The sequence below is a fragment of the Janthinobacterium sp. 78 genome, from assembly GCF_003096775.1.
GTDB lineage: Bacteria > Pseudomonadota > Gammaproteobacteria > Burkholderiales > Burkholderiaceae_D > Janthinobacterium > Janthinobacterium tructae.
Window position 1 is genome coordinate 1,927,018 of record NZ_QENT01000001.1, and the last position, 23,411, is coordinate 1,950,428.

At 63.3% G+C, this 23,411-nt stretch carries 23 protein-coding genes; 14 read left to right on the plus strand and 9 right to left on the minus strand.

The window, feature by feature from the left end; translation table 11 throughout:
- Positions 1-9: 9 nt before the first annotated feature.
- The 9 genes from C8C92_RS08580 (at position 10) to C8C92_RS08620 (ending at position 6,747) form a co-directional block, all read left to right on the plus strand.
- On the plus strand, positions 10-810 hold the full coding sequence (locus C8C92_RS08580; protein ID WP_116743541.1) for a hypothetical protein: 801 nt from the start codon (positions 10-12) through the stop codon (positions 808-810).
- Entirely contained in the window at positions 807-1,355 is a 549-nt protein-coding gene (locus C8C92_RS08585) for a hypothetical protein (RefSeq protein ID WP_116743542.1), read from the plus strand. Before C8C92_RS08580 ends, C8C92_RS08585 begins: the two co-directional genes overlap by 4 nt.
- The gene (locus C8C92_RS08590) at positions 1,352-1,915 is read left to right on the plus strand and encodes a hypothetical protein (protein WP_116743543.1); all 564 of its coding nucleotides are present in this window, start codon (positions 1,352-1,354) and stop codon (positions 1,913-1,915) included. The genes C8C92_RS08585 and C8C92_RS08590 overlap by 4 nt, the downstream gene beginning before the upstream one ends.
- Positions 1,912-2,433 carry a hypothetical protein gene (locus tag C8C92_RS08595; RefSeq protein WP_099760206.1) on the plus strand — a complete coding sequence of 174 codons (522 nt, stop codon included), beginning with the start codon at positions 1,912-1,914 and terminating at the stop codon, positions 2,431-2,433. Before C8C92_RS08590 ends, C8C92_RS08595 begins: the two co-directional genes overlap by 4 nt.
- Positions 2,433-4,451, plus strand: coding sequence for a secretin N-terminal domain-containing protein (locus C8C92_RS08600; protein WP_116743544.1), 2,019 nt, complete (start codon positions 2,433-2,435; stop codon positions 4,449-4,451). The genes C8C92_RS08595 and C8C92_RS08600 overlap by 1 nt, the downstream gene beginning before the upstream one ends.
- Positions 4,448-4,930 carry a type II secretion system protein gene (locus C8C92_RS08605; RefSeq protein WP_099760204.1) on the plus strand — a complete coding sequence of 161 codons (483 nt, stop codon included), beginning with the start codon at positions 4,448-4,450 and terminating at the stop codon, positions 4,928-4,930. The genes C8C92_RS08600 and C8C92_RS08605 overlap by 4 nt, the downstream gene beginning before the upstream one ends.
- A 3-nt stretch (positions 4,931-4,933) precedes the next feature.
- Complete coding sequence (locus C8C92_RS08610; RefSeq protein ID WP_099760203.1) at positions 4,934-5,326, plus strand: prepilin-type N-terminal cleavage/methylation domain-containing protein; 393 nt, start codon at positions 4,934-4,936, stop codon at positions 5,324-5,326.
- A 5-nt stretch (positions 5,327-5,331) separates the two neighbouring features.
- Positions 5,332-6,006: a type II secretion system protein gene (locus tag C8C92_RS08615; RefSeq protein ID WP_243420150.1), complete on the plus strand. Its 675-nt coding sequence runs from the start codon at positions 5,332-5,334 to the stop codon at positions 6,004-6,006.
- Between the two features lie 258 nt (positions 6,007-6,264).
- Positions 6,265-6,747 carry an FxDxF family PEP-CTERM protein gene (locus tag C8C92_RS08620; RefSeq protein ID WP_099760202.1) on the plus strand — a complete coding sequence of 161 codons (483 nt, stop codon included), beginning with the start codon at positions 6,265-6,267 and terminating at the stop codon, positions 6,745-6,747.
- A 122-nt stretch (positions 6,748-6,869) separates the two neighbouring features.
- On the opposite strand, the gene murJ is transcribed toward C8C92_RS08620, so the two are convergent.
- Complete coding sequence (gene murJ / locus C8C92_RS08625) at positions 6,870-8,417, minus strand: murein biosynthesis integral membrane protein MurJ (RefSeq protein WP_099760201.1); 1,548 nt, start codon at positions 8,415-8,417, stop codon at positions 6,870-6,872.
- Positions 8,418-8,725: 308 nt separating this feature from the next.
- On the opposite strand from murJ, the gene rpsT reads away from it, so the two are divergent.
- Entirely contained in the window at positions 8,726-8,992 is a 267-nt protein-coding gene (rpsT, locus tag C8C92_RS08630) for a 30S ribosomal protein S20 (protein ID WP_010395935.1), read from the plus strand.
- Positions 8,993-9,164: 172 nt separating this feature from the next.
- Here rpsT and C8C92_RS08635 read toward each other — a convergent pair whose 3' ends face one another.
- The 3 genes from C8C92_RS08635 to C8C92_RS08645 form a co-directional block, all read right to left on the minus strand.
- Positions 9,165-9,602, minus strand: a complete 438-nt coding sequence (locus C8C92_RS08635) for a DUF192 domain-containing protein (RefSeq protein ID WP_116743545.1) — start codon at positions 9,600-9,602, stop codon at positions 9,165-9,167.
- Positions 9,603-9,733: 131 nt separating this feature from the next.
- Positions 9,734-10,012, minus strand: a complete 279-nt coding sequence (locus C8C92_RS08640; protein WP_133250722.1) for a hypothetical protein — start codon at positions 10,010-10,012, stop codon at positions 9,734-9,736.
- 111 nt (positions 10,013-10,123) lie between these two features.
- Entirely contained in the window at positions 10,124-10,687 is a 564-nt protein-coding gene (locus C8C92_RS08645; RefSeq protein WP_116743546.1) for a pseudouridine synthase, read from the minus strand.
- Between the two features lie 290 nt (positions 10,688-10,977).
- On the opposite strand from C8C92_RS08645, the gene icd reads away from it, so the two are divergent.
- On the plus strand, positions 10,978-12,231 hold the full coding sequence (gene icd / locus C8C92_RS08650) for an NADP-dependent isocitrate dehydrogenase (RefSeq protein WP_099760198.1): 1,254 nt from the start codon (positions 10,978-10,980) through the stop codon (positions 12,229-12,231).
- Positions 12,232-12,323: 92 nt separating this feature from the next.
- Here icd and C8C92_RS08655 read toward each other — a convergent pair whose 3' ends face one another.
- The gene (locus C8C92_RS08655; RefSeq protein WP_010395943.1) at positions 12,324-12,527 is read right to left on the minus strand and encodes a cold-shock protein; all 204 of its coding nucleotides are present in this window, start codon (positions 12,525-12,527) and stop codon (positions 12,324-12,326) included.
- Positions 12,528-12,848: 321 nt separating this feature from the next.
- Here C8C92_RS08655 and clpS point away from each other — a divergent pair, with 321 nt between their 5' ends.
- From clpS to C8C92_RS08670, 3 genes are all read left to right on the plus strand, one after another.
- Positions 12,849-13,151 (plus strand): ATP-dependent Clp protease adapter ClpS, encoded by a 303-nt coding sequence (clpS, locus tag C8C92_RS08660; protein WP_096234388.1) that lies wholly within the window; start codon positions 12,849-12,851, stop codon positions 13,149-13,151.
- Positions 13,148-15,448: an ATP-dependent Clp protease ATP-binding subunit ClpA gene (gene clpA / locus C8C92_RS08665; RefSeq protein ID WP_099760197.1), complete on the plus strand. Its 2,301-nt coding sequence runs from the start codon at positions 13,148-13,150 to the stop codon at positions 15,446-15,448. The genes clpS and clpA overlap by 4 nt, the downstream gene beginning before the upstream one ends.
- A 173-nt stretch (positions 15,449-15,621) precedes the next feature.
- Positions 15,622-18,978, plus strand: coding sequence for a S41 family peptidase (locus C8C92_RS08670; protein WP_243420151.1), 3,357 nt, complete (start codon positions 15,622-15,624; stop codon positions 18,976-18,978).
- 5 nt (positions 18,979-18,983) lie between these two features.
- Here C8C92_RS08670 and C8C92_RS08675 read toward each other — a convergent pair whose 3' ends face one another.
- From C8C92_RS08675 to prpR, 4 genes are all read right to left on the minus strand, one after another.
- Entirely contained in the window at positions 18,984-19,703 is a 720-nt protein-coding gene (locus tag C8C92_RS08675; RefSeq protein ID WP_099760195.1) for a LytTR family DNA-binding domain-containing protein, read from the minus strand.
- Positions 19,700-20,758, minus strand: a complete 1,059-nt coding sequence (locus C8C92_RS08680) for a histidine kinase (protein WP_243420152.1) — start codon at positions 20,756-20,758, stop codon at positions 19,700-19,702. The genes C8C92_RS08675 and C8C92_RS08680 overlap by 4 nt, the downstream gene beginning before the upstream one ends.
- 3 nt (positions 20,759-20,761) lie before the next feature.
- Positions 20,762-21,634 carry an alpha/beta hydrolase gene (locus C8C92_RS08685; RefSeq protein ID WP_116743548.1) on the minus strand — a complete coding sequence of 291 codons (873 nt, stop codon included), beginning with the start codon at positions 21,632-21,634 and terminating at the stop codon, positions 20,762-20,764.
- 104 nt (positions 21,635-21,738) lie between these two features.
- Positions 21,739-23,364 (minus strand): propionate catabolism operon regulatory protein PrpR, encoded by a 1,626-nt coding sequence (gene prpR, locus C8C92_RS08690; protein ID WP_116743549.1) that lies wholly within the window; start codon positions 23,362-23,364, stop codon positions 21,739-21,741.
- Positions 23,365-23,411: the final 47 nt, after the last annotated feature.

Consider the following 23,411-nt stretch of genomic DNA (forward strand, 5'->3'; position numbering starts at 1 on the left):
AGTTTTGGAATGGGTTTGCGTTTGGGCGTAGCGGCGGGCAGCGTCAGCCTGTGGTGCAGCAGCCGCTGGCGCGCACCGGCATGGGCCCTGCTGCGCGAGGTCGCGTATGTGCCTGACACCGGCCTGCATGGCGACTTTGCCGCCCTGGGCCAGGCGCTGGAACAGATGCTGCCGGCGGGGCAATACGCGCGCTGGCCCTTGGCCGTGGTGCTCGACGATGCGTTGGCGCGCCTGTGGCAAGTGGACATGCCGCAGGGCGCCGCGCGCCTGGCCGATATCGAGGCGGCCGCCGCGCTGCGTTTCCAGTCGCTGTATGGCGATCCTCCCGGCCTGTGGCAAAGCTGCCACGCCTGGGACGCGCGCGCGCCGTTTTTCTGCGCCGTGCCGCGCGCGCTGCTGGCGCAGCTGACGCGCGTGGCCGAAGCGCGCAAGCTTTCCCTGATTTTTATTACGCCGCAATTTGCGCGCCACTGGAACCGCTGGCATGGCGCGCTCAAGCCTGGCGCCTGGTTTGGCCAGTTGCAGGAGAACACCTTGACCCTGGGCGTGCGTCACGATGGCTGCCTGCGCGCCGTGCGCGCGTTGCCCGTGCCCGCGGACGCTGGCCATGGCTGGCTGGAGCAGACGCTGATGCGCGAAGCGCTGCTGCAAGGCGTGCCGGCACCGGCGCTGCTGCAGCTGTGCGGCGCGCCGCCGCCCGCATGGCTGACGCAGGCGAAAGCGTTCCACTGCCAGATTTTCCCTACGCCAGACGGGGACGGCGCCTTGTCGGCCGCCGCGCGGCTGGCGCGCAGCGCAGGCCTGGCATGACGCGCCTCGATATCGATTTCGCGCCACCAGGCTGGCGCCGCAGCCTGCACCGCGTGCCCGCATGGGCATGGATCACGGGGGTGCTGGGCGTGGCGCTGATCGCCACGGCGGCATACAGCGGCAGTGCCGCGCTGCAGCGCCAGCAGGCCAGCGAGGCGCAATGGCAGCGCGCGCAGCAGCGCGTCGCGCAAGCCACGCAGGGGCCGGCACCTGTGGCGATCGTGCCGATTGCGCCGGCGCAGGCGGCGGCCGTGAATGCGGCCATCCTGCAACTGAACCTGCCGTGGCGCGACCTGCAGGATGCGCTGGCGAGCGCCACGCCGCCCGGCATCGCGCTGCTGGCGCTGGAGCCGGACGCGCGCAAGCGGATACTAAAAATCACGGCCGAAACCACCAGTAGCGACGCCATGGTGGCGTATGTGGCGCAATTGAAGCAGCAGCAGCTGTTTGGCATCCGCGTGCAGTTGCTGCGCCATGAAATCAATGAACTCGATCCGAACCGGCCCTTGCGCTTCCAGCTCGAAGCACGTTGGGGGGCGCCATGATGGCCATCGACCTCCATGCCTTGCGCCTGCGCGCGCAACTGCTGCTGCGCCGCGCGGGCGCGCCCGCCTGCCTGGCCGTGGCCTTGCTGGTGCTGGGCATGGCCGCCTGGGCCTGGGCCTGGCAGCAGCGCGCCGTGGCCGCGCAGCTGGAAGCGCGTCCATTGCCGGTGGCTTCCTTGGTCGCAGTGGCTGCGGCACCGGTGGCGACATCGGGCGAGAACCTGGCGCGCTTCCATGCGACGCTGGGCCAGCAGCGCCACGTCGAGCAGCAAGTCAAGCTGCTGTTCGACCTGGCCGCGAAAAACGGCTTGCAGCTGGCGCAGGGCGAGTACAAGAGCGGCTACGACAAGGCCAGCCGCGTCGCCACTTACCAGGTGACCTTGCCACTCAAGGGCAGTTATGCGGCTGTGTGGCAGTTTGCGCTGCAGGCGCTGCGCGCCATGCCGTTCGCCTCGCTCGATGAACTGAGTTTTCGCCGCGAGCAGATCGCCGACACGCAGCTCGAAGCGCGTTTGCGCCTGACCTTTTATTTAGCTGACAGCGCGGGAGAAGCACCATGACGCCGCGCCATTACCTGCTGCTGGCCGGTGTGCTGGGCGCGGGCGCCTTGCTGCTGTTTGGCGAGCGCCAGCCCGTCTCCGAGGTGGCCGAGGCGGTCGAGCGGGCCGTGGCGCCCGCGCGCCAGCGCGCTGCCCGGCCTGCCGTCGCGCAGCCAGCCATCCTGGCTCTGCTGCCGCGCAGCGAGGTGGCGGGCGAGGACGGCGACACCTTTGGCGGCGCCGATGGCGTCTTCCAGAGCCAGAACTGGACTCCGCCGCCACCGAAAATGGTGGCCAGCGCCGCACCGCCGCCAGCGCCGCCGATGGCGCCGCCGCTGCCCTTCGTCTACCTGGGCAAGGCGGTCGCCGATGGCGCCTGGGAAGTGTTTTTGTCGCGCGCCGACAAGACGTATATCGTGCGTGCCAATACCGTTATCGATGGCGCCTACAAGGTCGTGACGATCGCGCCGCCCGTCATGACGCTCACTTATCTGCCGTTGAACCAGGTTCAGCAGCTCAACATTGGAGTATTCGAGTGATGTCTCGTTCCTTTTCATCGGCGCTGCTGCCGGTACTGCTGGTGCTGCTGTCCGGCTGTGCCGGGCAGCAGGCCTACCGCGACGGGCGCGAGCTGATCGCGCAAAACCAGGTGCCTGCCGGCCTGCAAAAGCTGCAGGAAGCGCTGCAGCAGGACCCCGGCAACGTGCAGTACCGCAGCGCCTACCTGCAGGCGCGCGAACGGGCCACCAGCACCGGCTTGCAGCGGGCCGAGCGCCAGGCGCAAACGGGGCAGGGCGAGCTGGCGCGCGCCTCTTTCCTTGGCGTGCTGGACATCGATGCGCAGAACGAGCGCGCCAACAGCGGCTTGCGCGCGCTCGAACGCGCGCAGCGGCAGGGCAAGCTGCTGGCCGAAGCGCAGAAGGATATCGACGCCAAGCGCTACGACCCCGCGCGCCAGCGCCTGAACGCCATCCTGACGGAGCAGCCGAACCATGCGGGCGCGCGCGCGCTGCTGCGCGAAGTCAATGAGAAGACGGCGCCACCTGTCGTCGAATCGGGCCTGGCCAAATCGTACAAGCAGCCGATCAGCATCGAGTTCCGCGACGCGCCATTAAAACAGGTGTTCGAACTGATTGCGCGCCGCTCCGGCCTCAATTTCGTCTTCGACAAGGACGTCAAGGCCGATGCGAAAACCTCGATCTTCCTGAAGAACAGCACGGTGGAATCGGCGATCTACTTCCTGCTGGTGACGAACCAGCTGGAGCAGCAGGTGATGGATGCGAACACGATTCTGATCTATCCGAACGTGGCGGCAAAATTGAAAGAGTACCAGGAAGTGCTGGTGAAGACCTTCTTCCTGGCCAATGCCGACGCCAGGCAGGTAGCCAACACGCTCAAGACTATTTTGAAGACGCGCGACGTGGTGGCCGATGAAAAACTCAACCTCGTCATCGTGCGCGACACGCCCGAGGCGATCCGCCTGGCCGAGCGCCTGATCGCGTTGCAGGACGTGCCCGAGGCGGAAGTGGTACTGGAGCTGGAAATCCTCGAAGTCAAGCGCAGCCGCCTGCTGGAACTGGGCGTGGCCTGGCCGACGAGCCTGACCCTGACGCCGCTTTCCACCTCGGGCGGGATGGGGCTGACCGTCAACGACTTGAATAATCTGAACCAGCGTACTATCGGCGTGAGCAACCTGGCCGTGACGGCAAATGTCAACAAGACGGACGGCGACGCCAACATCCTGGCCAATCCGCGCATCCGCGTGCGCAACCGCGAAAAGGCGAAGTTCGTCATCGGCGACAGGGTGCCCGTGGTGACCACCACCATTTCCCCTGGCACGGGCGGCTTCGCTTCCGAATCCGTCAGCTACCTGGACGTGGGCCTGACGGTGAACGCCGAGCCGACCATCTATCTGAACAATGAAGTGGGTATCCGCATCTCGCTCGAAGTGAGCAACCTGGGCGCGGCCACCACCACCCGCAGCGGCTCGACCCTGTACCAGATCGGCACGCGCCAGGCCTCGACCATGCTGCAATTGAAGGATGGCGAAAACCAGGTGCTGGCGGGTCTGATCAGCAATGAAGAGCGCAGCTCGGGCAACAAGGTGCCGGGCCTGGGCGATATTCCCGTGCTGGGGCGGCTGTTCGGCAGCAGCAAGGATGACAGCCAGAAGACCGAGATCGTGCTGTCGATCACGCCGCACCTGGTGCGCACGGTACAGCGTCCGGAAGCGAAGGAATCGGAATTTTCGGCCGGCACGGAAGGCAGCTTCCGCCGCCGCCCCGACATGGCGGCCAAGGCAGCCACGCAGATGCCGGGCACGGTGGTCGTGCGTTCCGGCCCGTCGGCCGTCGGCATGCAGGCGGCGCCGCCGCAGCCGTTGATGGTGCCGGGCCAGGTGCCATCGACCTTGCCGCAGAGCGTGCCCGCGCCGGAAGTGGCGCCATCGCCCGAGCCGGCCGCGTCGCCCCTGCCGATATCGTCCGGCCAGCCCGTGCCGTTGCAGGCGGCGCCCTTGCCGTTCTCGTCGAGCCAGCCGGTGCCGGTTGCCAAATGAGACTGGCGCGCGCGCACGGCGGTTTTACGCTGATCGAACTGCTGGTGACCCTGGCCATCCTGGGCGTGCTGGCCACGCTGGTGGTGCCCGTCACGCAGGTGGCCATGCAGCGGCGCCAGGAACAGGATTTGCGGCGCGCCTTGCGCGATATCCGCCAGGCTCTGGACGCGTACAAGCGCGCCGGCGACGAAGGACGCATCGTGCGCGTCACGGACGCCAGCGGCTACCCGAAAAGCCTGGAACTGCTGGTCGAGGGCGTACCGGACCAGCGCAACCCGAAACGCAGCAAGATGTTCTTCCTGCGCCGCGTGCCGCGCGACCCGTTCAATGCCGATGCCAGCCTCAGCGATGCGCAGACGTGGGGCCGGCGCAGTTACGCCAGCGAGGCGACCGAGCCGCGCGAGGGGGACGACGTCTACGATGTGTATTGCACGTCCAGCAAGACTGGCCTGAACAATGTGCCTTACCGCTTATGGTGAACCATGGCTGCCGATAACCATGCTGCGCGCGCGCGCGGCTTTACCCTGATCGAACTGCTGGTGGTGCTCGGCATCGTGGCGCTGCTGCTGACCCTGGCCGTGCCGCGCTATTTTCCCAGCCTGGACAAGGCCAAGGAAACCGTGCTGGCGGACAACTTGCGCAATCTGCGCATCACCATCGACCAGTACCACGGCGATACGGGCCGCTATCCCGATACCCTGGAGCAACTGGTGGACAAGAAATACCTGCGCGCCATGCCCATCGACCCCATCACGGAGAGCGAAGCGACATGGCTGATCGTGGCGCCGCCCGACGATACGCCGGGCCAGGTGTATGACGTCAAGAGTGGCGCGCCTGGCAAGGACCGCAACGGCACGCCGTTTGCCGACTGGTAGCTGCGATGCATGCTCGTGCGCACCGCCAGCGCGGCTTCACCTACCTTGGGCTGATCATCCTGGTGGCCATTCTGGGCTTGGTGGGCGCGGCCGGCCTGAAGATGGGTTCCCTGCTGCAGCGCCAGGCGGCCGAGCAGGAGCTGCTCGACATCGGCGCGCAGTTTTCCGATGCCCTGCGCAGTTATGCTGCCGCCACGCCCCCGGGGCAGCCGCAACAGCCGCCGACGCTTTCCGCCTTGCTGCGCGACCCCCGCGTGCCGCAGCTGCGCCGCCATCTGCGCAAGCTGTACGTCGACCCCATCACGGGGCGTGCCGAATGGGGCTTGCTGTACCAGCCCGGCAGCAATGGCATCATCGGTGTGCATAGTCTGTCGCCGGCCGCAGCGTTGAAAGTAGGGAACTTCGAGGCTCGGTTTGCCGGTTTCGACGGCAAGGCGCGGCTGTCGGAATGGCATTTCATGGTCGACGCACAAGCGCTCCAGCCGGCGGCGCAGGTTGGGGAAGCCGGCCTGGCAAATGAATCGGCCGCACTTTCGCCAGGCGGTGCCGCCGCACCCCCGCCATCGTTATTTCCCCAGCCTATTTCTGCGCAGCAAGAAGACGCGCCGCCAGAAGCGCCCCAGATTCAGGCTCCGGCCGAGCTGCCAGGCGACGCCGCCGCAGTGCCAGTGCCCCGCTAGCGGGCGGCTGGCGGCGGGACGATGCGTGCGGAACTATTTACCTATGGAAAGTGCTCGATGTAGGCAAATAGTTCAGTCCGTAAATGGTTATCACCGATGAAACTTAGATAAAATATTTGCAAGTAATTAAATGCATTTATGCTACTATTCTGTTCAGTACTTCAAGTAATTCTCAGGAAAATATTGTGAATTACTTAGTACTAAAACTATTGGTGGCCTGCGCATCGCAGCCATAAATGACTATTTAAGGGATAAACTATGAAATTGAAATTTATCGCTGCCGGCATTCTGGCTGCGGCGTCGTTCAGTGCTTATGCAGGTGATCAAGTCATCAATGTTAATGCTGATGGCAGCGCGCATGCCTTCAGCGCCGTCGTAGACGATGGCATCCTGTCCGGCGGCCTCGATGAAATCTTCCTCAACGGCTTGGGCGCGGGCAAGTACAACATCGGCTTGTCGATTTCCGGCCAGAACCTTTCGTTTAATGCGCTGACATCGAACTTGAACGGCAAGCTGGGTGAATCATTATCGATTGGCAGCCTGCGCTTCTTTGGCGTGGAATACACCGGTGTCGGTCCGTTCAAGCTGCAACTGTACGGTAACGCCTTGGCTGGCGGCAATTACTCGGGGACGTACACCGTCAGCGCCGTGCCTGAGCCAGCAACCTATGGCATGCTGCTGGGCGGCTTGGGCTTGTTGGGCTTCATGGCGCGTCGCCGTGCCGCAAAAAAGGCAGCCTGATCACGCTGTCTTGTCGTATCGCCAAACCCGCCTGCATTTCGGCGGGTTTTTTTTCGCCCCGCCACATTGCGCGGGGCGTCCTGCCGATGGCAGGGCGCAGGCAGCGGGGCCAGCGCCGCGTGTCAGGCGCTGCGCTTGAAGTCGCGGAAGCGGAAGCCAACTAAAAACAAGGTGGCAAAGTACGCCACGCCACACAGGCTCACCAGCAGGGCCAGCGCGCCGGCCCGCAGCAGCGGATGGGCTTGCATGGTGATCCAGTCGATGCGCATGGCGCCAGCATACGCCACGCCGCCCATCACGATGAGTGCCGGCAAAAGGCGCAGGAAGAACTTGGCCCAGCCCGGTTTCGGCTGGTAGATGTCGCGCTTGCGCAAGCCCCAGTAGAGAAAAGAGGCGTTCAGGCAGGCGCCCAGACCGATCGACAGGGCCAGGCCGGCCACGGCGATGTAGGGCACGAACAGCAGATTCATCAACTGCGTGGCAATCAGCACGCCGATGGCGATTTTCACGGGCGTGCGGATGTCCTGGCGCGCATAGAACGCGGGCGCCAGGGTTTTCACGAGGATGATGCCGATCAGACCAAGGCTGTAGGCCACCAGCGGTTGCGTCGACATGGCCACCGCTTCGGCCGTGAATTTGCCGTAGTGAAATAATGTCGCGATCAGCGGCGTGGCCAGGGTCGCCATGCCGACGGCGGCGGGCAGGGCCAGCAGGAAAGTCAGGCGCAAGCCCCAGTCCAGCAGGGCCGAGTATTCCATCTTGTCGCCATCCACGTTGGCCTTTGACAGGCTGGGCAGCAAGATGGTGCCCAGGGCCACGCCCAGCATGGCGGTCGGGAACTCCATCAGGCGGTCCGCATACGACAGCCAGGAAATACTGCCTTCCGCCAGGCGCGAGGCGATGCTGGTGTTGATCATCAGGCTGATCTGGGCTGCCGAGACGGCGAACACGGCCGGTCCCATCTTTTTCAGCACGCGGCGCACGCCGCCGTCGGACAGGCCGATGGCGGGATTGAGCGACAGGCGTGGCAGCATGCCGATCTTGATCAGCGCGGGAATCTGGATGGCCACCTGCAGCAGGCCGCCGGCGAACACGGCAATGGCCATGGCATAGATCGGCTGTTTCAGGTGCGGCGCGAGGAACAGCGAGGCGGCGATGAATGATAAATTGAGCAGCACCGGCGTGAAGGCGGGAATCTTGAATTCGCGCCAGGTATTCAGGATGCCGCCCGCCAGGGCCACGAAGGACATGCAAGTAATATAAGGGAACATCAGCCGCGTCATCCACACGGCCGCGTCAAAAGCGCCCGCGTCCTTGGTCAGGCCCGTGGCGATCGCATACACGAACCACGGCGCGCCGACGATGCCGATGGCGGACACGAGTAAAGTGGCCCAGACCAGGGTGGTGGCCACGTGGTCGGCCAGTTGCTTGCTCGCTTCCTGGCCATGCTGGTTCTTGTATTCAGACAAGATCGGCACGAAGGCTTGCGAGAACGCACCCTCGGCAAACAAGCGGCGCAACAGGTTGGGGATGCGGAAGGCAACAATGAAGGCGTCCGTGTAGGCGCCGGCGCCAAAGGCGCGCGCGAACAGGCTTTCGCGCAATAATCCGGTTACACGGGACAGCATGGTCATGCTGGAGATGGCGGCGAGGGTTTTAAGCAAGTTCATGGGGGCAGATTATAGCCGGGCGCGCTACCGTTAAACGCTTAAAATATGGTAACAATTGCGGCCGATTCGCTGTCGATTCGCCCTTGCCGGGCCCATTTTCAGGTGTTTTTGGTGTCACACATGGTTTTTTGATTTGCCCCCGCATGAAAATATCGCTATAATCGAAGGCTGTACAGAATTCTGTTACGCAGACACTAATGTTTGACAGGCACTGGTTTGGCACACATGGTTCGGCAGACGCACAGAACGCACCGGTTGGCAAACACTAATGTTTGCAAACGCACTTTGACCCTGTTTTAGGAAATTCCATGGCAAATACCGCACAAGCGCGCAAACGCGCTCGTCAAGCAGTTAAGCAAAACGCACACAATTCGTCCCAACGTTCGACCTTGCGCACGGCTATCAAAGCTGCTCGCAAAGCGATCCAGGGCGGCGACAAGGCAGCTGCTGCTGCAATCTTCCAAGCATCCGTGTCGACCATCGACCGTATCGCTGACAAGAAGATCATCCACAAAAACAAGGCAGCTCGCCATAAGAGCCGTCTGGCAGCTGCCTTGAAAGCACTGTCCGCTTAATATTCGCCAGCAGGCAAGCCACCACGGTGGTCTTGCCTGTGCCGGTACGCTGGCACTGGTTGAAAAGCAAAAACCCGCAGATTCGTTCTGGCGGGTTTTTTCGCGTTTTTTCGCGTTTTTTGTGCGGTTTTTGCGGCCGTGCCCGCCAGCGACTGACTGCGGCCGCTACGGCCTAACGCGTCGCGGGCAGGTTGCCGATGCTCATGCCCGGCTTGATGTTTTTTTGCCTGAACCAGCCCAGGTTCATTTCCAGCGCATAGCGCACGGGCACGGTTTTGGTCGAGCAGTGGCTGTCGAGCGTGTGCGCTTGCATGTCTTCGATGTTGACGATCTTGCCGCTGGCATCGATAAAGGCCACGGACAGGGGCAGCGGCGTGTTTTTCATCCACATGCATTGCGTCGACGGGTTGCCAAAGACGAACAGCATGCCCGCATTGGCCGGCATCTTCTCACGGTACATCAAACCCTGTTCGCGCTGTTCTTCCGTGGCGGCCACTTCCGCCTGGATCAAATGCATGCCGGCCGACAGCTGCACGCTCTGCGCTTGGGCAATGCTGGCGCATGCCAGCAGGGCGATGGACAGGCTGAGATGGCGTAGGGGATTTTTCATGGCGCGGGACGGTGGCTGCGAAGCGGCGATTAAGCCATGCAGGCGGCTGCCTGGTCAAGCATGTTGCCTGGCCGTACCGAAAGCGTGGGGTTACAGCAACATGGTCGCTGCCGTCACCCCGGGAACGACGCTTACTTCACCGGCTTGCCTGCTTCAGCGGCCGGCTGCCTGGTCTTGCGCGGCTGGGGAATCAGGCGCGGCGCATCCGTCGCGGCCGAGGCGTTGACGGTAGCCGACGCCGGCGGCACCGGCTTGACGGCATCGGTGGCAGCCGAGGCATGGCTGGCTGCCGATGCCGGTGGCGGCTTGACGGCATCGGTCGCTGCGGAAGCGTGCACCTTTGCGCCCGATTGCGCCAGTGCGGCGCCGGCAAACAGGGAGGCGGCCAACATCAGTATTACTTTTGTCATCATCTTTCCTTTTCCGTCATGTTAAGGTCAGATGATTTTAATGCATTATCTAAAAATAAATAGTGCTTATTGGCAAAATTTCAGTGCTGAAGCCGTTTTTTCTTGTCCTGTTCACGCCTTGCCAATGTTCTCCGCTGGCACTTCGCACCATTCGCCGGGCAGCAGAGGGTGGCTGGACAGCGAGAACGGGCCGATGGCGCTGCGCACCAGGCGCAGGGTGGGCAGGCCGACGGCAGCCGTCATGCGCCGCACTTGCCGGTTTTTTCCTTCTTTCAAAGTGATCGCCAGCCACGAGGTCGGCTTGTCGGCGCGCGCGCGGATCGGTGGGTTGCGCGGCCACAGCCAGTCCGGCTCAGCGATGCGCACGGCCTTGCACGGCTTGGTGATGAAGTCGCCCAGGTCCAGTGGCGCCTGCAGGCGCGCCAGGCTGGCCGCATCGGGCACGCCGTCAACCTGCACCAAATAGGTTTTTGCTTCCTTGCGGTCGGGGTGGCTGATCTCGTGCTGCAGGCGGCCGTCGTCCGTCAGCAGCAGCAAGCCTTCGCTATCGGCGTCGAGTCGGCCGGCCGGGTAGATGCCGGGAATGGTCAAATGGTCGGCCAGCGTGGCGCGGCCGTCCTGCGGCGAAAACTGGCACAAGACCTGGAATGGTTTATTGAAGAGGATGAGTGGCATGCTGGTAGATGAATGGATGTGAGCGGTGGTGGCTGCTGGTCGGCGCCGCAAAAGCGTGGCGCCCTGTAAGATAGTGGTGCATAATGTGAAACGCAGTCTTATGTCTTATAGAAGACATGGGCGGTATGGCAACGAGGTTCTTTGGCGCCGCAGATGGCCCGGCTATTCTTTCCCTGCTAAAGTGCGTTGTTGCCACCATGTTCGGACTTGTTTTTGTAAACTCTGCAACCGCAGAGCGCGTCGCCGGCCAGTGTTGCCCGCCAGCGGTGTGTCCCACTTCGGAGATCACGATGTATCAACATATCACTGTACCTGCTGACGGCCAAAAAATCACCGTCAACGCCGATTTTTCGCTGAATGTACCAGATAATCCCATCGTTCCCTTCATTGAAGGCGATGGCACGGGCATCGATATCAGCCCGGTCATGATCAAGGTGATCGACGCTGCCGTGGCCAAGGCCTATGGCGGCGCGCGCAAGATCAGCTGGATGGAAATCTACGCGGGGGAAAAATCGACGAATGTGTACGGTCCCGATGTGTGGCTACCGGAAGAAACCCTGGCCGTACTGAAAGATTACGTCGTCTCCATCAAGGGCCCCCTGACCACGCCCGTCGGCGGCGGCATCCGCTCGCTGAACGTGGCCCTGCGCCAGCAGCTCGATCTGTATGTCTGCCTGCGTCCCGTGCGCTACTTCACGGGCGTGCCATCGCCCGTGAAAGAGCCGGAAAAGACGGATATGGTGATTTTCCGCGAAAATTCGGAAGACATCTACGCCGGCATCGAGTACCAGCAAGGCTCGCCCGAAGCCAAGAAATTGATGGATTTCCTGATCAATGAAATGGGCGTGACGAAGATCCGCTTCCCGGCCACGTCCGGCCTGGGCATCAAGCCCGTCTCCATCGAAGGCACGCAGCGCCTGGTGCGCAAGGCCATCCAGTACGCGATCGACAATGACAAGCCATCCGTGACGATCGTGCACAAAGGTAACATCATGAAATACACGGAAGGCGGCTTCCGCGACTGGGCGTATGCGCTGGCGCAAACGGAATTCGGCGCCGAGCTGATCGATGGCGGTCCATGGTGCAAGTTCAAGAATCCGAAGACGGGCCGCGACATCATCGTCAAGGATTCCATTGCTGACGCGTTCCTGCAACAAATCCTGCTGCGTCCGGCCGAATACAGCGTCATCGCCACCTTGAATTTGAACGGCGATTACATTTCCGACGCGCTGGCGGCGCAAGTGGGTGGCATCGGCATCGCGCCCGGCGCCAATCTGTCCGATTCCGTGGCCATGTTTGAAGCGACGCATGGTACTGCGCCGAAGTATGCAGGCAAGGATTATGTGAACCCCGGTTCCCTGATCCTGTCGGCGGAAATGATGCTGCGCCACATGGGCTGGCTGGAAGCGGCCGACCTGATCATTTCGTCCATGCAAAAATCGATCGCCTCGAAGCGCGTCACCTACGATTTCGCCCGCCTGATGGAAGGCGCGACGCAAGTGTCGTGCTCCGGTTTCGGCGACGTGATGATCGAGCACATGTAACACGCGGGGCAGGGCAGGGTGCAGCGCACCCTGTGGACGAAAAAAAACCCCGTTTGACAACGGGGTTTTTCACATCTGAGGGCCGGCGATGCTTAGGCTGCTTGGATGTTGGAAGCTTGCTTGCCTTTAGGGCCTTGCGTGACTTCGAATTGAACTTTTTGACCTTCTTTGAGGGTCTTGAAACCGTTCATGTTGATTGCGGAGAAATGAGCAAACAAATCTTCGCCGCCATCATCTGGAGTGATGAAGCCAAAACCTTTGGAATCATTGAACCACTTAACTGTACCTGTTGCCATAAAAAGAACTTTCAAAATTAAAACAAATCACACGAGCCATAAAAGCAAGAAGCTTCTTGCCCCCTCCTCGACGTCTCACTTCTTATCAAGCTGTACATTACTGCAACAGTCGATACAGCATTGTTGGCGGAATAAATAATGAAGTCAAGCGCTTTTCCATCGAGATTGCCAAATTCTTCACGGCAACCAAAAAAGCAACTCTTGATTTTGACAGCAAGGTCGCCATCTGCGCACTATTAAGAAAACGCGTAAGATTGAAAACAATTGGAAAGGCGTAGATATTGCGCATGACAACCACTGTGAAAGCATTAGAATAAGCGTATGGCAACCAAGCACGACACAGAAACCCTGCTGGAGCGGCAAGTGCTGAAGCCGCCACCGCTCTACCAGGTGGCCTTGCTCAATGACGACTACACCCCGATGGAGTTTGTGGTGGCTATCATTGAGGAGTATTTCAACAAGGACCGTGAAACGGCGACGCAAATCATGCTCAGTGTTCATCGCTACGGCAAAGGAGTGTGCGGCGTGTTCTCTAAAGATATAGCGTGTACCAAAGTGGAGTTCGTTTTAACGCATGCGCGCAAGGCGGGGCATCCCCTGCAGTGCGTGATGGAGGAAGTATGATTGCGCAGGAATTAGAAGTAAGTTTGCACATGGCGTTTGTCGAAGCTCGGCAGGCACGGCATGAATTCATCACGGTTGAGCATTTACTGCTGGCACTGCTGGACAATCCCTCTGCTGCCGAGGTGTTGCGTGCCTGCGCGGTCAATATTGAGGACCTGCGCAAGACCCTCACCAATTTCATCAGCGATAACACGCCGACCGTGCCTGGCACGGGCGAAGTCGACACCCAGCCGACGCTTGGTTTCCAGCGCGTCATCCAGCGCGCCATCATGCACGTCCAGTCCGCCTCGAATGGCAAGAAGGAAGTCACTGGCGCCAATGTGCTGGTGGCCATCTTCGGCGAAAAGGATTCGCATGCGGTCTACTACCTGCACCAGCAGGGCGTGACGCGCCTCGATGTGGTCAATTTCATTTCGCACGGCGTGCGCAAGGACCAGTCGACGGAAAGCGCGAAAGCCTCCGAAGGCGTGGAAGACGCGCCTGTCGAGGGTCAGCCAAAGGAAAGCCCGCTCGACCAGTTCACGCAAAACCTGAACAAGGCCGCTGCCGAAGGCAAGATCGACCCGCTGATCGGCCGCGAGGAAGAAGTCGACCGCGTGATCCAGATCCTGTGCCGCCGCCGCAAGAACAATCCGCTGCTGGTGGGCGAGGCGGGCGTGGGCAAGACGGCCATCGCCGAAGGCCTGGCCTATCGCATCACGCAAAGCGATGTGCCGGAAATCCTGCAAAATGCCGTCGTGTATTCGCTGGACATGGGCGCCTTGCTGGCCGGTACCAAATACCGCGGTGACTTCGAACAGCGCCTGAAAGCCGTGCTCAAGCAATTGAAGGACAATCCGAACGGCATCCTGTTCATCGACGAAATCCACACCATCATCGGTGCGGGCTCGGCTTCGGGCGGCACCCTGGACGCTTCCAACTTGCTGAAACCGGCACTGGCAAATGGTCAATTGAAATGCATCGGCGCGACCACGTACACGGAATTCCGCGGCGTGTTCGAGAAAGACCATGCGCTCTCCCGCCGTTTCCAGAAAGTGGACGTCAACGAGCCGACCGTCGAGCAAACCATCCAGATTCTGCGCGGCCTCAAGTCGCGCTTCGAAGAACATCACGGCGTGAAATACTCGGCCTCGGCCCTGTCGACGGCGGCCGAACTGGCGGCGCGCTTCATCAACGACCGCCATCTGCCCGACAAGGCGATCGACGTCATCGATGAAGCGGGCGCAGCGCAGCGCATCCTGCCGAAGTCGAAGCAAAAGAAAACCATCGGCAAGGCCGAGATCGAGGACATCATCGCCAAGATCGCGCGCATTCCGCCGCAAACGGTCAACCAGGACGACCGCAGCAAGCTGCAGACGATCGACCGCGACTTGCGCAACGTTGTTTTCGGGCAAGATCCCGCCATCGACGCGCTGGCCTCGGCCATCAAGATGGCGCGTGCCGGCCTGGGCAAGACGGACAAGCCGATCGGCTCCTTCCTGTTCTCCGGTCCTACCGGTGTCGGCAAGACCGAGGTGGCCAAGCAACTGGCCTTCATCCTCGGCATCGAGCTGATCCGTTTCGACATGTCGGAATACATGGAACGCCACGCCGTCAGCCGCCTGATCGGCGCGCCACCGGGCTATGTTGGTTTCGACCAGGGTGGCTTGCTGACGGAAGCGATCACCAAGAAGCCGCATTCGGTCTTGCTGCTCGATGAAATTGAAAAAGCCCATCCGGACATTTTCAATATCCTGCTGCAAGTGATGGACCATGGCACCTTGACGGATAACAATGGCCGCAAAGCCGATTTCCGCAACGTGATCATCATCATGACCACCAATGCCGGCGCGGAAAGCTTGCAGAAAGCCTCGATCGGTTTCACCAACTCCAAGCAGGCAGGCGACGAGATGGCCGACATCAAGCGCATGTTCACGCCGGAATTCCGTAACCGCATCGACGCGACCATCAGCTTCCGCGCGCTGGATCAGGACATCATCCTGCGCGTGGTCGACAAGTTCCTGATGCAGCTGGAAGAGCAGTTGCACGAGAAAAAGGTCGAAGCCGTGTTTACCGAGAAGCTGCGTGCTTTCCTCGGCAAGAAAGGCTTCGACCCGCTGATGGGCGCGCGGCCGATGGCGCGCCTGATCCAGGACCTGATCCGCAAGGCCCTGGCCGACGAGCTGCTGTTCGGTCGCCTGGTCAGCGGCGGACGGGTCACCGTCGACCTCGACGACAAGGACCAGGTCTTGCTGGAATTCCCGGAACCGCCAGACGCGGCACCGACGGCGGCACCGGAGACGGTGGAAGTGGAGTAATCGCTTTACGCTGCGACGCAGTGCGCAAGAAACCCGCCCCACGCAAGTGGCGCGGGTTTTTTTTACGCTTTTGTGGGCAATAAAGAAGGTTTTCTTTGGTCGCGCTTATGCCAGAATTGCTGTCCGGTATCGACATGATGTCCATGCCACCTGACCGCTATCTGGATGCCCACATGAAAATTTCCCGCACTCTCGCCTTCCTGTTGTTTTCCGCCGGCCTGCTGGCTGACGCTGCGGCCGCCGCCACCGCGCCTGCCGGCAGCTATTTCCGTTTTCCCGCCGTACGCGGCGACACCGTCGTCTTCACGGCCGAAGGCGACTTGTGGAAAAGCAGCGTGCGTGGCGGCGCGGCGCAGCGCCTGACCACGCATCCCGGCTATGAAACGAACGCGGCGATTTCGCGCGACGGCCTGTGGCTGGCTTTTTCCGCCGCCTACGAAGGGGCGCAGGAAGCGTATGTGATGCCGCTGGCGGGCGGCTTGCCGCGCCGCATTTCCTTTGATAATGGCGGCGTGCTGGTGCTGGGCTGGACGGCGCAGGGCGAAGTGCTGGTCAGCACGCAAAATACGGACGGCCCCGCTTCGCGCCGCATCGTCGCCGCCATCGACCCCGTGAAACAGACGCGCCGCGTGTTTCCCGTGGCTGACGCCAACGACGCCGTGCTCGACGATGCGGGCAAGACGCTGTTTTTCACGCGTTTCGGCCTGGCTGTGACCAACGACAATGTGCGCAACTACCGGGGCGGTGCGCATGCCACGCTGTGGCGCTATGACCTGGGCGGCAAGGGCGAGGCCGTGCGCATGCACACGGACCCTGCTGTATTGGCGGGCAACAACAAGCGCCCCATGTGGTGGCAGGGCCGCGTGGTGTACATTAGCGACGCGGGCGGCAGCGACAACCTGTGGAGCATGCTGCCCGACGGCTCCGATCGCCGCGCCTTGACCAGCCACACGCAGTGGGACGTACGCAACGCCGCGCTGGGCGACGGCAAGGTGGTCTACCAGCTGGGTGCCGATTTGCACGTGCTGGACCTGAACGCCCCCGGCGCCAGCGAGTCGCAGGCGCTGGCCATCAGCCTCGTGTCCGACTTCGACCAGCAGCGCGCGCGCCAGATCCGCTCGCCGCTCGATACCCTCTCCAATGTGCAGCTGTCGGGCAAGGATGAGCGCATCATCCTCACGGCAAGGGGCCGCGTCAGCATCGCCGGCACGGGCAGCTTGCGCCGCGTCGATATCGCCATTCCCGAAGGGGCGCGGGCGCGCGACGCCGTCTTTTCCAGCGACGAAAAATCCGTGTTCGCCATCGTCGATACGAGCGGCGAGAACGAAATCTGGAAGTACGCCGCCGATGGTTCGGGCAAGGGCGAGCAGTTGACGACGCAGGGCGACAATCACCGCTGGAAACTGTATCCGTCGCCCGACGGGCGCTGGCTGGCGCATACGGACAAGAAGGGCCGTTTCTGGCTGCTGGACCTGGCCACCAAGGGCAATCAATTGATCGACGACGCGGGCAAGGCGGGCGTGGACAAGCATGACGAAGTGCAATGGTCGCCCGACAGCCGCAACCTGGCCATCGTGCGTGTGGCCAGCAACGAGCAGCGCGAGCAGATCGGCTTGTACAACCTCGCCTCGAAGCAGCTGCAATTCGTCACCAGCGACCGCTACACGTCCGGTTCGCCCGTGTTTTCGCCCGATGGGCGCTGGTTGTACTTCATGTCGGCGCGCAATTTTCAGCTGGCCAACGGGTCGCCGTGGGGCGACCGCAACATGGGGCCCGTGTTCGACAAGCGCATCGGCGTGTATGCGCTGGCGCTGCAGCCGGGCAACCGTTTCCCGTTCCAGCCCGATGATGAGCTGAGCCGTCCGGGAGTGAAACCGGCCGAGACGGACGATGAAAAGGCGGCCGAACTGGCGGCGGAAAAGGCCCTGGAGAAGGCCGGCGGCAAGACGAGCGTGAAGAAAGCGCCGGCGGCGCTGCCGGACGTCGTCTTCAAGGGACTGGCCGAGCGCCTGTATGAAGTGCCGCTGGCGGCGGGCAATTACGGTGCGCTGGCCATGGATGACAAGCGCCTGTATTTCCTTGAGCGCGACAGCGGCGAGAACAAGTTCAGCCTGAAAACGCTCGCCATCGGCAATACCGGCTCCAAACCGGAACTGCTGGTGGCGAATGTGCGCGAATTCGACCTGGCGCAGGATAAAAAGCATTTGTACTACAGGACAGCAGCAGCTACTGGGCCGGGCGAGATGCTGGTGATCGAGGCGGGCGCCAAGCTGCCAGCCGACCTGTCGAAGGCGAAAGTAAAAGTCGACGACTGGACGTTTGTGTCGAATCCGCGCCTGGAATGGAAGCAGATGTTCAACGACGCCTGGCGCTTGCACCGCGATTTCCTGTACGACGCGAAGATGCGCGGCGTGAACTGGAAGGCGGCGCGCGACAAATATGCGCCGCTGGTCGAGCGGGTCACGGACCGCGCCGAACTCAATGATTTACTCGGCATGATGGTGGCCGAAGTGGGCGCCCTGCATTCGCAGATCCGTCCCGGCGAATTGCGCCGCACGGAGCAGGAAGGCACGCCGGCCGGCCTGGGCGCCGTGCTGGCGCGCACCAGCGAGGGCTACCTGGTCGAGCATGTCTACCGCAGCGAAGCGGAATTGCCCTCGGTGCGCGCACCGCTGTCGCGCCCCGAAGTGGATGTGAAGGCGGGCGACGTGATCACGGCCGTTAATGGCAAGGACGTGCTGGCCGCGCGCGATATCAGCGACCTGTTGCTGAACCAGGCCGACAAGCAGGTGCTGCTGCAGGTCCAACGAGGTAAAGGTGCGCCGCGCGCCGTCATCGTCACGCCCGTCAACATGGCGAAACAGACGGCGCTGCGCTATGGCGACTGGGAATTGAGCCGCGCCGAGCAGGTGGCGGCCGCCTCGCAGGGGCGCATCGGCTACCTGCATCTGCGCGCCATGGGCGCGAACGACATCGCCTCGTTCGCGCGCGACTTTTACGCCAACATCAACCGCGAAGGCCTGATCATCGATGTGCGGCGCAATAACGGCGGCAATATCGACAGCTGGATCATCGAAAAACTGCTGCGCAAGGCCTGGGCCTACTGGGCGCCGCCGGGCGTGCAGCCATCGTCGAACATGCAGAACACTTTCCGCGGCCACCTGGTGGTGCTGGTCGATGAGCTCACGTACTCCGATGGCGAGACCTTCGCCGCGGGCATCAAGGCATTGAAACTGGCGCCGCTGGTAGGCAAGCGCACGGCCGGCGCCGGCGTCTGGCTCAGCGACAATACGCGCCTGGCCGACAATGGCATGGCGCGCGTGGCGGAAAACGGCCAGTTCGGCATCGATGGCCAGTGGCTGATCGAAGGCGTGGGCGTGGTGCCGGACGTCGAGGTGGAAAATCCGCCGCACGCCACCTTCGTCGGCGCCGACCGCCAGCTGGAAGTGGCGCTCGACATGCTGGCGAAAAAGCTCAAGGAGCAGCCGCGCCCCGCCTTCCAGGCGCAGCCTATCCCCGCGCTGAAGTAGTCGCGTTACAGGCCGCAGGCGGCCTTGAACTGTTGCGCGCGGCGGCGTGATACTTCCACCACGCTGCCGTCCAGCAGGTGCAGGTCGAGGCCATCGGCCGCATTTGCCGTGAGTTGCGCCACCTGCGCCAGGTTGACGATCTGGCGCCGGTTGGCGCGCAAGAACAGGGTGGGGTCGAGCTTTGCTTCCAGCTGGTTCAGGGTGCGCAGCATCAGCGGATGCTGTGCGCCGAAATGCACGCGCGTGTAGTTGCCTTCCGATTCGAGCAGGCGGATATCGTCAAACGCGACAAACCAGCAGCGTTCCCCATCCTTGATGAAGACCTTGCGCGGCGCGGGCGGCGGCATGGCGTGCGCCCGCGCGCCGGCACGCGCCAGGGCCGTGGCCAGGCGTGCCGCCTGCACGGGTTTTTGCAGGTAGTCGAGGGCGCTCACTTCAAACGCCTGCAGCGCGTACTGGTCGAAGGCCGTGCAAAAGATGACGTCGGGCGCATCATCGAGCGCCGCCAGCAGGTCGAAGCCGGAGCCGCCCGGCATCTGCACGTCGAGCAGCAGCAGGTCCGGGCGCAGCTTGCCGATCTGCGCGATGGCGTCGGCCGCGCTGGCCGCCTCGCCGACGATCTCCACGGCGCCGCGCTGCACATGCGGCGCCAGCAGGCGGCGCAGCTCGGCGCGCGCCAGGCGCTCATCGTCGACCAGCAGTACCTTGAGCGGCTGGCCGTTCATATTTTCCCCGGCAAATGGATGGTGGCATATACCCAGCCCGCCTGCTGGCGCAGTTCCAGGCTGGCGTGCTCGCCGCAAGCCAGCTGCAAACGCTGGCGCGCATTGCGCAAGCCGATGCCGGTGGAGCCGGACGCGCTGCGCAGCTCGCCCGTGTTGGCCACCTCGATCTGCAGCGCATCGATGCCAGCGCCGCGCTGCGCCGTGATGCGGATGTCGCCGCCGTCGGCGCTTGTTTCGACGCCATATTTGACGGCGTTTTCCACCAGCGTTTGCAGGGCCATGGGCGGCACGCGCACGTGTTCCAGCTCGGGCGCGCTTATCTCGATCGCGAAGCTGACGCGCAGGCGATCCTCGAAGCGGCACTGCTCGATCGCCAGGTAGGCGCGCACGGCGTCCAGTTCAGTCGACAGCGGCACCGTGGCGTGCTGGCTGGATTGCAGCGCGTGGCGCATCAGGTTGGCCAGCTGGTCGATCATGTGCGCGGCCGCCTCGCGGTCTTCGAAGATCAGGGCGCGCACGCTATTGAGGCTGTTGAAGAAAAAATGCGGATTGACTTGCGCCTGCAGCGCGCGCAGTTCCGCTTCCCGCCCATGCAACTGCAGGCGCAGGGTTTCCGCTTCCAGGTGTGCGGCGCGGCGCAGCGACAACGTGGTGAAGTAAAACACCGTCCAGGTCAGGAAGACGCCGAACCAGAACAGCAGCGCGCCGGGCAGCCATGCCAGGCCGCGCAGGACGTCGGGCGGATACATGACGTGGAAGGCGGCCGTCACGCTGGCCGTCTGGATGGCGGCCAGCAAGGCCAGCGAGGGCAAGATGCGTTTCCAGCGCAAGCCGTTCGCCGCCCAGCCGCGCCGGCGCAGGACGCCACGCCACAGGTGCGACAGCAACAGCCCGCCCAAGGAACCCCAGCAGGCAATCGTCATGACGATGCGCAGCTGCGAGGAGCCGCCATACACGCTGTTGAACAGGGCGAGTGCACCCCAGCAGGCCAGCTGGAAGGTCCAGTACCAGTTGATCCTGGTCAGCAGCGGCGGCCGGTGCAAGGGTGCGTTCACTGCCTACTCCAGGAACTGTTCGATGCGCGCATGCATCCAGTCCGGCTGGTCGTACATGATGAAATGGCGCGCCGTGTCGGCCAGCGCGATTTTGACGCCTGGCAGCTGTGCATACTGCTGCTGGAAGGTCGCTTCGATGGCGGCGCGCGGCGCATACTCCTTGTAGGCGATCCAGGTGCCCAGCACCAGCGTGGGCGACTGCACTTTCGCCACGTCCTGGCGCAGGTCGCTGGCAATCAGCGTGCCCATGGCGCGGATGACCGTTTCGCGGTCCGAGCGCTGGCCCCAGCCGATGATGCGCTCCACGTCGGCCGGCGCGCTGGCCATGCCGGCGACGGTGCGGCGCTGGCTGGCGCTGGAGTTGGCCGCATCCTGCGCGCGCATGGCCGATTGCATCTGGCTCGACATGGCTTGCAGCTGTTCCGGCGTTATGGAGGGCATTTGCACCGCGCCCAGCGCCGGCAGCGAGTCGACGATCAGCAGCTTGCCCGTCTGGGCCGGATGGTCGATGGCCATCTTCAATGCCAGGAAGCCGCCCAGGCTATGCCCGATGATGGCTGGCCGGCCCAGTTTTTGGGTGCTGATGTAGTCGGCCAGTTGCTGCTCCGCCTGCGCCAGCAGGTCGCCTTCGATGGGCGCCACGCCGGCAAAGCCGGCCAGGGTCAGCACATGGCAGGCGCGTCCTGTTTTCGGTCCGCACAGGCGCGCCACCGTGCCTTGCCAGACTTCGCCCGAGGACGCCAGGCCGGGAATCAGGATCAACGGGCGGCCTTGTCCGGTGATGTCGACCGTGAACGCCGTTGGCGTGGCCGCGTGGGCGGCGCCTGTCAGCAGTGCGCAGGCAAGCAAGGTCAATGCGGATATCGTCTTTTTCATGGGGTGTTTCCTCCTTGACGACGATGCTAGCGGGCCAGGCGGCCCGCCGCCAGCAGCGCGGGATGAGCGGCGGCAGGCAGGGATGAGCGGCCCTGTTCCCCTCCTCAGCCGGCGCGCAGGCGGCGCCACAGAGTGGTGCGGCTGATGCCGAGGTAATGGGCAGCCGCGTCGCGGCGCCCGCCGAACCGCGCCAGTACGGCGCTGGCGCTTTCGTCTTCCGGGGGCGGCGGTGCGGCGGCAGCCGGCGCCGGCAAAGCCGTGGCCGGGCTGGCGCCTTGCGCCAGTTCCGGCGCCACACACAGCACGAAGGCGGGCGTCAGCGCCTGCAGCGGTTCGGCGGCCAGGAATAGGGCCAGGCGTTCGGCCAGGTTGCGCAGTTCGCGCACGTTGCCGGGCCAGTCGTAGCGGCGCAGCAGCGGCGCGCAGGCCTGGATTTCCGCGTGCAGGTTGGGGTGCGGCCGCGCGCCCAGCGCGGCCAGCGCGTTTTTCAGCGACCATTCGGTCAGGCCGGGAATATCGCTGGCGCGTTCGCGCAAGGCCGGCAAATGCAGGCGCAGCACGGCCAGGCGGTAGAACAGGTCGGCGCGGAAGCGTCCTTCGCGGATGCGCTGTTCCAGGTCGCAGTGGGTGGCGCTGATGATGCGCACCTGGATGGCGATGGGCCGCGTGCCGCCCACGCGCACTACTTCGCGTTCTTCCAGCACGCGCAGCAAGCGCGTTTGCAGGGCCAGCGGCATTTCGCCGATTTCATCGAGGAACAGGGTGCCGTGGTTGGCCGCCTCGAACAGGCCCGCGTGGCCGCCCCGGCGCGCCCCCGTAAAGGCCCCATCCTCGTGGCCGAACAGCTCCGATTCCAGCAAGGACTCGGCGATGGCGCCGCAATTGATGGCGATGAAGGGCCGGTTCGCGCCCAGGCTGCGCGGGCTTTCGCGGTGGATCGCCTGCGCCACCAGCTCCTTGCCGCTGCCCGTCTCGCCCTGGATCAGCACCGTCGCCGGCGAGCGGGCATACAGCACCACCGACTGGCGCAGCGCTTCCATCGCTTCCGATTCGCCGCGCAAATCGTGCAGGCCGTGGCGCGCCCGCAGGGTGTCGGCCACCACCGCGCGCCGTCCCCGGTTCGATTCGATCTGGGTCAGGCGGGCCAGTTCCAGCGCGTCGTCGAAGGCGCGCCGGATGGCCGTGGCTGAATACACGAAGACGGCGGCCAGCCCTGCCTCCTCGGCCAGGTCGGTGACGAGGCCCGCGCCGACGACGGCTTTGACGCCCGCCGCCTTCAGTTCATTGATCTGCGCGCGCGCGTCTTCCTCGGTGGCATAGGTGCGCTGGGCAATCTGGAAGCCGAAGGTGGCGGCAAATTCGGCCAGTTCCGGCATCGGGTCCTGGTAGGTGACGACGCCGATGTCCGGCGAGATGCGCCGCGCGCGCGCCAGTGCCTGCATCACGTCGTAGCCGCTGGCCTTGGCGATGATGACGGGTACCGACAGCCGGCCTTTCAGGTAGGCGCCGTTCGAGCCGGCCGCGATGACGGCGTCGCAGCGCTCCGTGGCCATGCGTTCGCGGATGTGGCGCACGGCGTCGTCGAAGCCCAGGTTGATCGGTTCAATCGTCGCCAGGTCGTCGTATTCGAGCGTGATGTCGCGGAACAGGTCGAACAACCGCGAGACGGAGACGGTCCAGATGACGGGTTTGTCGCGGTGGTCGAGCGGAGGTTGGGGAGGGCGGCGCATGCTTTATTCTAAACGATTTGTTTCATTTTCTTGCCATGCAACGCCGC

What these genes read in the sequence shown, in the direction of transcription:
- C8C92_RS08580 (WP_116743541.1), top strand. Translation starts at nt 10, where the DNA reads ATGGGTTTGCGTTTGGGCGTAGCGGCGGGCAGCGTCAGCCTGTGGTGC.
- C8C92_RS08585 (WP_116743542.1), top strand. Translation starts at nt 807, where the DNA reads ATGACGCGCCTCGATATCGATTTCGCGCCACCAGGCTGGCGCCGCAGC.
- C8C92_RS08590 (WP_116743543.1), top strand. Translation starts at nt 1,352, where the DNA reads ATGATGGCCATCGACCTCCATGCCTTGCGCCTGCGCGCGCAACTGCTG.
- C8C92_RS08595 (WP_099760206.1), top strand. Translation starts at nt 1,912, where the DNA reads ATGACGCCGCGCCATTACCTGCTGCTGGCCGGTGTGCTGGGCGCGGGC.
- C8C92_RS08600 (WP_116743544.1), top strand. Translation starts at nt 2,433, where the DNA reads ATGTCTCGTTCCTTTTCATCGGCGCTGCTGCCGGTACTGCTGGTGCTG.
- C8C92_RS08605 (WP_099760204.1), top strand. Translation starts at nt 4,448, where the DNA reads ATGAGACTGGCGCGCGCGCACGGCGGTTTTACGCTGATCGAACTGCTG.
- C8C92_RS08610 (WP_099760203.1), top strand. Translation starts at nt 4,934, where the DNA reads ATGGCTGCCGATAACCATGCTGCGCGCGCGCGCGGCTTTACCCTGATC.
- C8C92_RS08615 (WP_243420150.1), top strand. Translation starts at nt 5,332, where the DNA reads ATGCATGCTCGTGCGCACCGCCAGCGCGGCTTCACCTACCTTGGGCTG.
- C8C92_RS08620 (WP_099760202.1), top strand. Translation starts at nt 6,265, where the DNA reads ATGAAATTGAAATTTATCGCTGCCGGCATTCTGGCTGCGGCGTCGTTC.
- murJ (WP_099760201.1), bottom strand. Translation starts at nt 8,417, where the DNA reads ATGAACTTGCTTAAAACCCTCGCCGCCATCTCCAGCATGACCATGCTG.
- rpsT (WP_010395935.1), top strand. Translation starts at nt 8,726, where the DNA reads ATGGCAAATACCGCACAAGCGCGCAAACGCGCTCGTCAAGCAGTTAAG.
- C8C92_RS08635 (WP_116743545.1), bottom strand. Translation starts at nt 9,602, where the DNA reads ATGAAAAATCCCCTACGCCATCTCAGCCTGTCCATCGCCCTGCTGGCA.
- C8C92_RS08640 (WP_133250722.1), bottom strand. Translation starts at nt 10,012, where the DNA reads ATGACAAAAGTAATACTGATGTTGGCCGCCTCCCTGTTTGCCGGCGCC.
- C8C92_RS08645 (WP_116743546.1), bottom strand. Translation starts at nt 10,687, where the DNA reads ATGCCACTCATCCTCTTCAATAAACCATTCCAGGTCTTGTGCCAGTTT.
- icd (WP_099760198.1), top strand. Translation starts at nt 10,978, where the DNA reads ATGTATCAACATATCACTGTACCTGCTGACGGCCAAAAAATCACCGTC.
- C8C92_RS08655 (WP_010395943.1), bottom strand. Translation starts at nt 12,527, where the DNA reads ATGGCAACAGGTACAGTTAAGTGGTTCAATGATTCCAAAGGTTTTGGC.
- clpS (WP_096234388.1), top strand. Translation starts at nt 12,849, where the DNA reads ATGGCAACCAAGCACGACACAGAAACCCTGCTGGAGCGGCAAGTGCTG.
- clpA (WP_099760197.1), top strand. Translation starts at nt 13,148, where the DNA reads ATGATTGCGCAGGAATTAGAAGTAAGTTTGCACATGGCGTTTGTCGAA.
- C8C92_RS08670 (WP_243420151.1), top strand. Translation starts at nt 15,622, where the DNA reads ATGAAAATTTCCCGCACTCTCGCCTTCCTGTTGTTTTCCGCCGGCCTG.
- C8C92_RS08675 (WP_099760195.1), bottom strand. Translation starts at nt 19,703, where the DNA reads ATGAACGGCCAGCCGCTCAAGGTACTGCTGGTCGACGATGAGCGCCTG.
- C8C92_RS08685 (WP_116743548.1), bottom strand. Translation starts at nt 21,634, where the DNA reads ATGAAAAAGACGATATCCGCATTGACCTTGCTTGCCTGCGCACTGCTG.
- prpR (WP_116743549.1), bottom strand. Translation starts at nt 23,364, where the DNA reads ATGCGCCGCCCTCCCCAACCTCCGCTCGACCACCGCGACAAACCCGTC.